This window comes from Lysinibacillus sp. NPDC093210 (genome assembly GCF_044753985.1).
In the GTDB taxonomy this organism is placed as follows: Bacteria; Bacillota; Bacilli; order Bacillales_A; family Planococcaceae; genus Lysinibacillus.
Window position 1 is genome coordinate 134,856 of sequence record NZ_JBIVOE010000003.1, and the last position, 11,448, is coordinate 146,303.

At 38.5% G+C, this 11,448-nt stretch carries 12 protein-coding genes; 3 read left to right on the forward strand and 9 right to left on the reverse strand.

The window, feature by feature from the left end; genetic code table 11:
• Positions 1–318: 318 nt before the first annotated feature.
• The 5 genes from ACIP9C_RS09860 to ACIP9C_RS09880 form a co-directional block, all read right to left on the reverse strand.
• A complete protein-coding gene (locus ACIP9C_RS09860) occupies positions 319–708 on the reverse strand; it encodes a carboxymuconolactone decarboxylase family protein (RefSeq protein WP_401010117.1) in 390 nt (129 codons plus the stop codon).
• Positions 709–928: 220 nt separating this feature from the next.
• A complete protein-coding gene (gene argH / locus ACIP9C_RS09865) occupies positions 929–2,302 on the reverse strand; it encodes an argininosuccinate lyase (protein WP_401010119.1) in 1,374 nt (457 codons plus the stop codon).
• A 79-nt stretch (positions 2,303–2,381) separates the two neighbouring features.
• The gene (locus ACIP9C_RS09870; protein WP_401010121.1) at positions 2,382–3,575 is read right to left on the reverse strand and encodes an argininosuccinate synthase; all 1,194 of its coding nucleotides are present in this window, start codon (positions 3,573–3,575) and stop codon (positions 2,382–2,384) included.
• A 439-nt stretch (positions 3,576–4,014) separates the two neighbouring features.
• Positions 4,015–4,770 carry an SDR family NAD(P)-dependent oxidoreductase gene (locus ACIP9C_RS09875; protein WP_401010123.1) on the reverse strand — a complete coding sequence of 252 codons (756 nt, stop codon included), beginning with the start codon at positions 4,768–4,770 and terminating at the stop codon, positions 4,015–4,017.
• Between the two features lie 9 nt (positions 4,771–4,779).
• The gene (locus tag ACIP9C_RS09880) at positions 4,780–5,772 is read right to left on the reverse strand and encodes an MBL fold metallo-hydrolase (RefSeq protein ID WP_401010125.1); all 993 of its coding nucleotides are present in this window, start codon (positions 5,770–5,772) and stop codon (positions 4,780–4,782) included.
• 345 nt (positions 5,773–6,117) lie between these two features.
• Here ACIP9C_RS09880 and proC point away from each other — a divergent pair, with 345 nt between their 5' ends.
• Positions 6,118–6,924 carry a pyrroline-5-carboxylate reductase gene (gene proC / locus ACIP9C_RS09885; protein WP_401010127.1) on the forward strand — a complete coding sequence of 269 codons (807 nt, stop codon included), beginning with the start codon at positions 6,118–6,120 and terminating at the stop codon, positions 6,922–6,924.
• Between the two features lie 46 nt (positions 6,925–6,970).
• A complete protein-coding gene (namA, locus tag ACIP9C_RS09890; RefSeq protein WP_401010129.1) occupies positions 6,971–7,981 on the forward strand; it encodes an NADPH dehydrogenase NamA in 1,011 nt (336 codons plus the stop codon).
• A 187-nt stretch (positions 7,982–8,168) separates the two neighbouring features.
• Here namA and ACIP9C_RS09895 read toward each other — a convergent pair whose 3' ends face one another.
• Genes ACIP9C_RS09895 through ACIP9C_RS09910 form a run of 4 tightly spaced genes read right to left on the reverse strand, consistent with a single transcriptional unit; the run spans position 8,169 to position 10,088 of the window.
• Positions 8,169–8,447, reverse strand: coding sequence for a YuzB family protein (locus ACIP9C_RS09895; protein ID WP_401010131.1), 279 nt, complete (start codon positions 8,445–8,447; stop codon positions 8,169–8,171).
• Between the two features lie 20 nt (positions 8,448–8,467).
• Positions 8,468–8,911 (reverse strand): metallophosphoesterase family protein, encoded by a 444-nt coding sequence (locus ACIP9C_RS09900; RefSeq protein WP_401010133.1) that lies wholly within the window; start codon positions 8,909–8,911, stop codon positions 8,468–8,470.
• 5 nt (positions 8,912–8,916) lie between these two features.
• On the reverse strand, positions 8,917–9,189 hold the full coding sequence (locus ACIP9C_RS09905; protein ID WP_401010135.1) for a metallophosphoesterase family protein: 273 nt from the start codon (positions 9,187–9,189) through the stop codon (positions 8,917–8,919).
• 17 nt (positions 9,190–9,206) lie between these two features.
• Positions 9,207–10,088 (reverse strand): LysR family transcriptional regulator, encoded by an 882-nt coding sequence (locus tag ACIP9C_RS09910; RefSeq protein ID WP_401010137.1) that lies wholly within the window; start codon positions 10,086–10,088, stop codon positions 9,207–9,209.
• 124 nt (positions 10,089–10,212) lie between these two features.
• Here ACIP9C_RS09910 and ACIP9C_RS09915 point away from each other — a divergent pair, with 124 nt between their 5' ends.
• Complete coding sequence (locus ACIP9C_RS09915; protein ID WP_401010138.1) at positions 10,213–11,238, forward strand: DUF2332 domain-containing protein; 1,026 nt, start codon at positions 10,213–10,215, stop codon at positions 11,236–11,238.
• Positions 11,239–11,448: the final 210 nt, after the last annotated feature.

Below are 11,448 nucleotides of genomic sequence, written 5' to 3' on the forward strand. Positions count from 1 at the left end.
CATCCTAAGATACAGTAACACAGAGTATTCTCTCATTACCTAACCCTTAAGATATGTGAAGTATCAACCTTCTTCAGCTGTGGCGGACTTTCCTGAGATTCATTGTCTACTGGTGTTGAACTTGAACTACTCATTCTGCATCCTCCTCATCAATTTCGATGATTAAGTGTATCCTATAACAGTATGGGACACTTTGCAAAAATCTATACATGTTATTCATAACTTTTTTTCATTTATGCTCCACTAAAATGTAATTTAAACAAAAGTCTAGTTTCGAAGCAATAGGTAATACTAAGTTTCATATTAGCTTGGATTGTCCTATTTTACACTTAGTTGCATGTCCTGAAATACTTGTTGAGCTACTGTTAAAGCGTTTTGCACACGTGGAAAACCGATATATGGCACTAATTGCAACAGTGCTTCTACAATTTCTGTAGGTGTTAACCCTGCATGCAAGCCTCGTGTAATATGTGTTTTCGTTTGTGGCAAGGCACCTTGTGTAACAACCGCTGTTATTACGACAAGTGCCCGGCTTTTAGCCTCAAGACCTGGCCGTGAATAAACATCTCCATAGGCAAACTCGATAATCATTTTGCGCAAATCGGGTGCTATATCAGCTAGTGTATCTGAGTCGACCATGCGAGCTGCTTCTTCTTCCGTAACATATTGTTTTATCGTTTCTAACCCCTTTGTAAAACGATCCGTCAACTAACATTCCTCCTATTTAGAATACTATTTTTTCTTATACAAAAACCCCAATTTCGCGTCTCCGAAAATTGGGGATTGTCCTTCACTTATGTCAGGTGCTCTTTTTTGTTTCACCCTCTGGCTCCACAGAAAAAGGAATAATAAGGTTTTCATAGTGCCTCACTGGACAGCTTTAATGAATATCTATGCAAATGTCACTTAGGACTTGCACGCAAAATAGTTAAGAAAGACAAGCTTTTGCTTTCTCGATTTGAATAGTGACTTGATCGAAACCTGTACCACCTAGTGAATGTCTACGGCGTACGGCTGCTTCAGGTGCCAATACATCATAAATATCTGCTTCGATAAGCTCACTTTCTTTTTTCATGTCTTCAATTGGTAAATCTAATAAATAAATGCCCTTTTGAATACATGTAAAGACTAATTTACCTGTTACTTCATGTGCTTCACGGAATGGCATCCCTTTTGTCGCAAGATAATCTGCCAATTCAGTCGCATTTGAGAAGTCAGAGTGTACTGCCTTGTGCAGACGCTCTGTATTTACTGTCATTGTGCGCACCATGCCTTCAAAGATTTTCAAAGATCCAAGAATCGTATGCACTGTATCGAACATACCTTCTTTGTCTTCTTGCATATCCTTGTTGTATGTTAACGGTGTCCCTTTTAGTACAGTTAGTAAACCCATAAGGTTACCGTAGACACGACCAGTTTTTCCGCGAATTAGCTCTGCCATATCGGGATTTTTCTTTTGTGGCATAATGGAAGACCCTGTTGAGAAGGCATCGTCCAATTCGATAAATTTAAATTCATCTGTTGACCATAAAATAATTTCTTCGGCAAAACGTGATAAATGCGCCATTAATAATGATGAATTACTTAAAAACTCGACGATAAAATCACGGTCACTTACCGCATCCATGGAATTTGCATATACTTCACTAAAGCCAAGTAGCTCTGCTGATTTTAAACGGTCAATTGGGAAAGTTGTCCCTGCCATTGCACCAGCACCTAGTGGTAATATATCGATGCGTTTAATGGATTCTGTAAAACGTTGTTTATCGCGCTCAAGCATCCAAAAATAGGCCATTAAATGATGTGCAAAAGAAATCGGTTGCGCACGTTGTAAATGTGTATAGCCCGGCGCAATTGTTTCAACATGCTCCTCAGCTTTTTCTAATAACGTTTTTTGGAATGTCTCAATTAAATCAATAGCTTCGTTTACACGTTTTTTCAAGAAAATATGCATATCTGTTGCTACTTGGTCATTACGGCTACGACCTGTATGAAGCTTACCACCCACTGGTCCGATGCAATCAATTAGCAATTTTTCAAGGTTTAAGTGAATATCTTCATTCGCAACAGTAAATTCTAGCTCACCTGCGATTGCTTTTTCTTGTAATTGTGCAAGACCACCAAGAATAGCTTCTACATCAGCTGCTGGTAAAATGCCTGTAGCACCAAGCATCGTGACATGTGCGATACTACCTTCTAGGTCTTCCAAAACAAGTTGTTGGTCAAAGCCAATCGATGCGCCAAACTCATCAACCCATGCTTCTGCTGATTTTTGGAAACGTCCGCCCCAAAGTTTTGTCATAACAGCTCACCTTTTTCTACATTTCTTATCGAAAAGGTGCAGTACAGCGTTCATGCTACACTACACCCTAATGTAATAATTATTTTTTATTAACTGAAGAGTTAACCACTGTTGGCAGACCCCATAATTCGATGAAGCCTACAGCTGATGCGTGATTGAATTGGTCTTCTTTAGAGTATGTTGCTAATTTTTCGTTGTATAGTGAATTTGGTGATTTACGTCCTTCTACAATCGCATGACCTTTATAAAGTTTCACACGTACAGTACCATTTACATATTGTTGTGATTCTGCAAGGAATGCTTGTAATGCATCACGTAAAGGAGAGAACCATAAACCATCATAAATTAGTTCAGATAATTTTTTCTCAATGACTGGTTTGAAGTGTGCTAATTCCTTTACAAGCGTTAAGTCTTCAAGCTCCTTATGCGCAGTTAAAAGTACTTTTGCACCTGGAATTTCGTATACTTCACGAGATTTAATACCAACTAAACGGTTTTCAACATGGTCGATACGTCCAACACCGTGTGCACCTGCTACTGCATTCAGTTCTTGAATTAAATCAGCAAGCTTCATTTCTTTACCGTTTAATGATACTGGTTTACCAGCAATAAATTCGATTTCTACATATTCAGCTTCATTTGGTGCGTTTTCTACAGAAACCGTTAAGCCATAAGCTTCTTCGGGTGGTGATACCCAAGGATCTTCCATTACGCCCGCTTCATTTGCACGACCCCATAAGTTTTGGTCAATCGAGAATGGTGAATCTAATGTTGCAGGAATCGGAACATTATGTTGCATTGCATATTCGATTTCTTCATCGCGGCTCCAGCCCCACTCACGTACAGGTGCTAAAACTTCTAAATCTGGATTTAATGCTTTAATTGAAACTTCGAAACGAACTTGGTCATTTCCTTTACCTGTGCAACCGTGAGCTACTGCATCCGCACCAACTTGGTTAGCGATTTCCACTAACTTTTTAGAAATTAATGGACGAGAAAGTGCTGATACTAATGGGTATTTTTGTTCGTACCAAGTATGTGCCTGTAACGAAATCAGTGCATATTGTTCAGCGAATTCATCTTTTGCATCAACCATATAAGATTCAATTGCACCTACTTGAAGTGCTTTATTTTTCACAAATTCAAGATCTTTACCTTCACCAACGTCTAGACAAACTGCAATTACGTCCCAACCTTGTTCTTTTAACCACGGAATTGCTACAGAAGTATCAAGACCGCCTGAGTATGCTAATACTACTTTTTTATTTGCCATACGAAATGCGCCTCCAATTGCTCTATATGATATGTATGTTTATACACTCACTTAAAAGTTTATACACGAATAGTAACATGTTATAAAAATAAATACAAGTGCATTTTTATAAAATAATGTACTTTTGTGAAGAATGTTAAAAGTCTGCCATAGCAATAGTTATCGCTAGTATTCGAACAGTAAATATTTACACTCGAAAATACGACTTATTCCTATTTAGATGAATGTATATGATATTAAAAGGCGCTACTTTAAAAACGAAAAAACCCACTTCGCTTTCTGCGGTTATATCAAAATCCGCAGTAGCCTTAGTGGGTTTTCACCTGAATATTTATAAATTGTTTGAGTGACTGGCACTTAGCTAGCGTACTTTTCTGTAGGAGTTTCTGTAAGTTTTCGCTTGAATATTTATAAATTGTTTGAGTGACTGGCACTCATTTTATTTTTTATTGAATAAAGGTTTTGCTAAAAATTCGATGGTAGCTGGCGCTAATGCATATAGTTTACTCGTCAACCCCATCATTCGTGGCAAGTTCACTTCTCGGACTGGTCGTTCGATTGTTTTTACCGTAGCTTGTGCCACCTCTTCTGGTGTTAATAACAATCTACCTAAGGACTCTCGATAACCACTTTCATCATTTACTTTATCTAAAAATGGAGTATCAATTGGTCCAGGATGAATCGCCGTTACTTTAATATTGTACGGAGCTAGCTCCATACGCAGGCCATTTGTAAAGCCGACAATGGCATGTTTTGTCGCAGCATAAACACTTGCTTTAGGTGTCGCTACCTTTCCAGCCTGTGAACCGATAAATATTAGTTGCCCTTGCTCACGCGCGATCATTCGAGTCGCTATACGCTTTGCTAAATACATCGGAACACGAATATTAAGCTCCACCATGTCGGTAATATCATCATCTGATAACATCGGTGCAATAGCGAACTTCCCTACCCCAGCAGAAAAAATGGCTACATCAAGCATAGGTAGCTGCGCACATACGTCATCGATTGCTGTTAGGGAAGTTAAATCAGCTTGTATAACATTGGCTCCTAAACGTTGTAATGTTTTTAAAGCTACTTCATTACGCCCAGTGGCATACACGATATGGCCTTGTGCAACTAACAATTCGGTTATTTTTAAGCCAACTCCACTCGTTGCACCTGTTACAAAGATTGTCTTTTTATTCATTTTCATGTATAAAACCTACTTTCTTTTAAACAAATAGACACCTTCATTATTCTTCTTTGAAACCACTAGGTTCTTTGCCTCTAAATAGTCTAAATGTCCAAGTGTTTTTGATAATGTCAAGCCAAGCTGATGCTGAAAAATCGATGGATATAAACGTTTTGTCATTTGTACAACCGTTAACTCATCACCACCAAATAACTCATACACCTTCATAGATTGATGATGTTGTCGTTCAAGACGTTTATCAATTAAATATGGTATGTCTTCTAAATTTGCTCCATGCCCTGTATACATAATGTTTACAGGCAATTGACGTAATATTTCAAGCGATGTATTATATTGCAACAATGATTTCGGGCGTCCTAGTGTACGGTCTAAAGGTGGCTCGATTAATGGATTTGGTGTAATTTTTTCTAACAATAAATCTCCGCCGATAACATCATGTGTTTTTTCATCCCAAAAAATGAAATGACTTTGTGCATGTCCTAATGTTTCAATTGCCTTTAAACCAGGATGCCCGGGTACTTCATCCCCATCATGTAAAATTTGTGTCAATGGTCGTTCTCCAACAAGCTCTAATTCTCGACGAACATGGACACTCTGTTGAATATATTCTCGTGGGACGCCGTGTTCGAACAAACACTCACTGTAAAACTGCTCATGATAACGTAAAAACTCTTCGTCATGACGTAGCCATTTATCGTTATAGGCATGGCCTAAAATTTCTGCATGTGGAAAAGCGTCAACCCATCCCGCATGATCAGGATGGTGATGGGTTAATACAACCTGTTCTATATCTCGTAAATCAAAGCCAGCTGCTCGAATACCCCATTTGAGTGCATCATAAGCTTCCATTGTTTTAGGACCAACATCAAATATTGTTAATGCATCACCTTTGACAACAAATGCATTGACGTCTCCTACTTCATAGGGTGTTGGAATTTCTATTTTATGTATCGACAAAGCTGTCTCCCCCTTTTTTTGCGTAACTAATGAATACCGATTCATCTATTCTACAAGTTTTTCTTTCTTAAGTCACCCCTACTGTTGACAGCTTGACATATTATCAATATAATTTTGAATAATCAAATTATTTATGTGCGTTGAGGAAGCCAAGTATGTAGTTGGTGAAGGTGTCAAGAGAGTGTTACATTTGCTGCAAGTAACATCACCCACTCCCATTACAGAACCTACTTCTGAGCAGTTATGACAACATAACCGTTCCCCTTGCGATAAAAGGGCTAAGAGTTGTGCCAATTGGCAAACAAAGGTGGTACCGCGGAAACGATAGCGTTTTCGTCCTTCTATGTAAGGACGAGAGCGCTTTTTTATTTTGAATCGGAGGTTTTTCCTATGAAAAAAATACTTTTTATTGGTGCAGGCTCGATGGCAGAAGCATTGATGCAAGGCTGGATTAAGCAAAATGTATTTAAAGCACAAGAAATTTATGTCACCAATCGCTCAGATAAGGAACGTTTACAATTTTTACACGACACGTACGGCATCAATTGTAATTTTGAAGAAACTATCTATCAGCAAGCAGATCTTATCATTTTAGCGATAAAGCCAAAGGATGCCATTAAAGCAATGCTTGAACTAAAATCAAAAATAACAGAGCAAACTGCGATTCTATCCATTTTAGCTGGGATTGCTATTAGCACTATAACAGAGCAGTTAGGATTGCGCCCTGTTGCTCGAGTAATGCCGAATACTTCTGCAACAATTGGTATGTCTGCTAGTGGGATTGCATTTAATGGGCAAGTATCAGCGACACAACGCACAATGTTTTTACAATTATTAGAAGCTGTTGGATCTGTGATTGAAGTTGAGGAAGACCAGTTGCATGCCGTTACAGCACTTTCTGGCAGTGGCCCTGCATATATTTATTATTTAATGGAAGCATTTGAACGAGTTGGAATCGAAGTAGGGCTTTCAAAAGATATTGTAAGATTACTTATGACACAAACCCTCGCAGGTACTGCTGAAATGTTAAAGCAATCCGTTGATGAGCCTGATGTGCTTCGGAAAAAAGTTACGAGTCCAGGTGGTACAACAGAAGCTGGTATTAAAGCGCTCGAACAATATCAATTTAAAGAAGCGATTGAAGCATGCATAAAAGAAGCTGAAGCTCGATCTCGCGCACTTGCAAAAAGTAAGTAATCCATGCAAAATAGAGGTATTAACTAGGAATTAGGAGGGCTTTGCATTGACTAAATTATTTGAACCATACCAATTACAAACGATATCGTTAAAAAACCGCATTGTTATGGCCCCAATGTGTATGTATTCTGCTAAGGATGACGGGTTTGTTACACCTTTCCACCTTGTGCATTATGCAACACGTGCCGCTGGACAAATTGGATTAATACTGTTGGAGGCTACTGCTGTAGTACCCGAGGGGCGAATCTCTAGTAACGACCTTGGTATTTGGGATGACGCGCATATCGAAGGTTTACAACAATTAGTAACAAATATGCAAGCTTACGGAGCTAAAACAGGCATTCAGCTTGCCCATGCAGGACGGAAAGCAACTGTAGATGGTGAAATTTTCGGTCCTTCAGCTATTGCTTTTAGTGATGATTATAAAACACCGTCTGAAATGACACTTGACGATATTGACTATGTCATTGAAGCCTTTAAAAAAGCTGCTGTTCGCGCCCGTCAAGCAGGTTTTGATGTGCTTGAGATTCACGGTGCACACGGCTATTTAATTAGCGAATTTTTGTCACCAGCAACAAATAAACGAAGCGATCTATACGGTGGTTCTCAGGAAAATCGCTATCGCTTGCTACGTCAAGTAATTGATGCAATTCGAAGCGTTTGGGAAGGCCCTTTACTCGTTCGTGTTTCTGCAGAAGACTATGCACAAGATGGCACGACAATGGAGGACTTTATCGTCTTTAGTCGTTGGATGAAATCACAAGGCGTAGATTTAGTCGATGTCTCAACTGGTGGTGTCGTACAGGCACATATTCATCCGTTCCCTGGCTATCAAGTTCCACATGCTGAAGCGATAAAACATGGGGCAAATATACCTACTGGTGCAGTTGGTCTAATTACAACAGCGCAGCATGCAGAAGAAATATTGCAAAATAACCGCGCTGACTTAATTTTCTTAGGTCGTGTGTTATTACGAGATCCCTATTGGCCACTCCATGCGGCAAAGGAACTTGGCGAAAAAATCGAACCGCCAGTACAATATGTTCGTGGTTGGTAACTCACTTCTCTTATAAGCACTTCTACACACGCTGATAGCTTGTTAACTTTTGAGCTATCAGCGTTTTTTTGTTTTTATCGGCGATTTGGCATGGGTTATCGGCGATTTAAGGCGTTCTATCGGCTATTGCTCACGTGTTACGGCGATTCATGCATTTCTATCGGCGATTGCTCACGTGTTATTACCTTTAAAAAAGCGGGTTTTGCTTGATTTCTTCCTCAACTGCTTGTACTAGTGAAGGCGCGTCAGATGCCGTAATAATCTCGCCATTAACAATTGCAAAAATGCCCTGCTCGCAAATTTCACAGTGGGAAGTACAACCTGATTCTTCTATTTCTATATCTGATCGCTCTGCTAACACATCGTAGGCATCAGCTGCACCAAGCGATAAATTTGTCATACAAAACTCAACTCTATTGGTCATTTGCTGAGGCTTTTTATTTTTCTTAAACAATGAAAATACCATAAAATCTCCACTCCTTTTAACTACATTCTCCCAGTTTCTAGTGCACAGGTCCAATCCAAACGTCCATTTTCTTTACTTTTGTTGATAACCCCTTGACGGTCATAGTCAATAAGTACCTGCTCAATTAGCCAATGCTCTTGTTCTTTGCTAACAATTGTGTAATTAGCGAATGGCGAACCTGACTCCATTTTATGATAGATTGGGAACGCCTCTTCATAAGCTGGGAGACCGACACTGCCAGGGTTAATAATTATTTTATTATGTGGGAGGTAGACTACTCTAGGAATATGGGTATGTGCACAAAAGATAATTTCTTGTTTAATATACTGCGCATATTCCATAATTTCTTCAGATTTTTTCAACGTTGAGCCATTTGCGCCCATATTTTCTAACATATATGTTTCATCACATGCAGGTGTACCGTGGCAAAAAAATAGATCCTCTGTTTCTATTACTGCAGGCAAATTTGTTATCCATTGTCGATGTTTGTCCCCAATAAGTGTTGTACATAATGTACTGTTGGATTTGCTGTGTTTTCTAGTAACATTCTATCGCAATTTCCCATTATACTTTTGACCTTCGACTCTACTAGCAGATCATATGTTTCTATCGGAAATAGCGGACCATACAAACTATCCCCTAAATTATAGATTGTTTCAATGCCCCTTCTGTGAATATCCATAAGGACAGCTTGTAATGCATCCTTATTACCGTGAATATCCGCAATAACTGCAATTTTCATTATAAAGTCGCTCCTTTCTATAAATAGTCCCTTGTCATGAATAATTGCAATAATTCTTGCGGAACTTGAACGGAATCTTTGTAAAAAAGGTAAACGGGGACACTAGGCAATTCAAACTCAGTAAAAGGTACAATATTAAAACGCCCCTCCATTCTCTCTCTTCTAACAATCATTCGAGGCAAAAAGGACATACCTAAACCATCCTTGATTAATCGTTTTACAACATACGATTGTGAAATCGACACTTGCTTTGAATAGACATATTTATTATTAATTTGGTGTAACAAATCCTCCCAAATAGTTGGATGATGATGGGTAAATAGTGTATATGTTTGAAATAATTCTTCATAATCAATATAAGTTCCTGTTTCGTCATCAAATGCATCAAGTGGAATGACCAATTCTAATGGACTGTCTACTAGCAATTCTTGACACCAATGCCGATAGCGTGTTGGCAATAAAGAAATACCTACATGAGCTTTGTCATTATGAATTAATTCCTCTATTTTGGATGATTCCTCTACAAGAATTGAAATTTCAATTGTCGGATGTTCATTTATAAACTGGTAAATTACATGGGGTAAAATCGTTTCCACCATTAACGGTGTCATCGCAATAATGATTTTTTCTTGAATTCCCTTCGTCACTAATTGAAAGCGCTCGATACTTTTTTCCCACTGATGCATAATTTGCAACGCTTCCGTTAAAAATAACTGCCCTGCCTCCGTTAATTGCACGCGATTTTTCTCTCGATGAAATAATGAGACATTCAGAAACTCTTCTAACTGATGAATATGTACGGTAATACTCGGTTGTGATACATGTAATTCTTCAGCAGCCATTCGAAAATTACAAGACTTTGCTGCAACAATAAAAGACTTTAACCATTTATATTCCACATCTTCACCTTTTTCAATTAAAAATTTTAATTAAATTCATTAAATATATTTAATTTACTAAATTGTATAACAATACTAAACTCAAGGCTAGATAGTTCATTTTAAAACAAAGGGGAGAAATAGAATGTTAGCTAAATTAAGCAATCAGTTCCGCTCTTTCGCAAAAAATGAATGTAAAAACTCAAGCCCACTTTATGAACATTTAGCCTATCAAATTGCAGATGATGAAGAATTATTGCTAATTGCAAAGGATGCTGCTAACGGACAGCCTGTGCCTAATTTATTATTTGCTGCTTTACACTATTTGCTATTGACGTATAAGGATGACGACTTAGCGGATTTTTATCCTTCGTTCACGACTACACCAAAGCCGCAAGACAGTGTATATCCGTTTTTTAAAAAGTTTGTTTTGTCCCATGCAAATGAAGTAAAGACAATTCTTCAAAAATGGCTCGTACAAACAAACGAAATCCGTCGTTGTACTTATCTTTATCCGATGATGACTGAAATTTATCAAAAGCATCGGATGCCATTAGCTTTTATTGAGATTGGAGCAAGTGCAGGACTACAACTTGCAATGGATCAATATAATTACTGCTATAACCAAACGTTGTCAGTTCGTAATTCCCCTACTAAACTAGTTTTAGCATCGGAGAACATAGGGGATGCATTACCACCTTCCGTTACCCAGCAATTTGTTGTATCACAACGAATTGGTATTGATTTAAATCCAATGGACGTTTCAAATGAAAAAGATGTTGCATGGCTTCAAGCATTAATTTGGCCCGAACATCATGAACGACGCACACTTTTAAATACAGCTATTCCAATCTTACAACAGCTTGATGTACAACTTTATAAGGGGGATGCAATAGAATGTCTAGCAAAGATTAGTAGGCAAATCGATCAAGATTCAATGATAGTTATCTATCATACCCATGTAGCTAATCAAATTCCTCTTAAATTAAGGCATGCCTTAATCGAACGTTTAAAGAAAATTAGTTTGGAAAGGCCACTTTATCATTGTTATAATAATTTATTTGATTTGCAGCTACATCAGGACTTTCTGCAACAAGGAGAAATCAAAACCATTCGTACAATCGATCAACCAGATGGTCATGCAAGATGGTTTAAATGGGCAAATGAATAGGTTGACGACTGCCATTGATTTCCGCTACGCGGAGCAAGGAAAAATCCACGTAGACTCCTGCGGGAACAGCACAGCACGTAAGACGCAACACGCCGCGCATTAGCGAGGGGTGCGGCTTACGCTATGCCCGCGGAAAGCGTCCACCCGCAACGGAAATCAACAGCAGTAGACTTCTAAATCTATTTAATGATGGAAGCAGACGACTATACT

Coding starts and splice junctions, on each gene's coding strand:
- ACIP9C_RS09875 (WP_401010123.1), bottom strand. CDS start 4,770: ATGAAAATGAATAAAAAGACAATCTTTGTAACAGGTGCAACGAGTGGA.
- ACIP9C_RS09870 (WP_401010121.1), bottom strand. CDS start 3,575: ATGGCAAATAAAAAAGTAGTATTAGCATACTCAGGCGGTCTTGATACT.
- argH (WP_401010119.1), bottom strand. CDS start 2,302: ATGACAAAACTTTGGGGCGGACGTTTCCAAAAATCAGCAGAAGCATGG.
- ACIP9C_RS09905 (WP_401010135.1), bottom strand. CDS start 9,189: ATGAAAATTGCAGTTATTGCGGATATTCACGGTAATAAGGATGCATTA.
- ACIP9C_RS09895 (WP_401010131.1), bottom strand. CDS start 8,447: ATGGTATTTTCATTGTTTAAGAAAAATAAAAAGCCTCAGCAAATGACC.
- ACIP9C_RS09880 (WP_401010125.1), bottom strand. CDS start 5,772: ATGAATCGGTATTCATTAGTTACGCAAAAAAAGGGGGAGACAGCTTTG.
- ACIP9C_RS09915 (WP_401010138.1), top strand. CDS start 10,213: ATGTTAGCTAAATTAAGCAATCAGTTCCGCTCTTTCGCAAAAAATGAA.
- proC (WP_401010127.1), top strand. CDS start 6,118: ATGAAAAAAATACTTTTTATTGGTGCAGGCTCGATGGCAGAAGCATTG.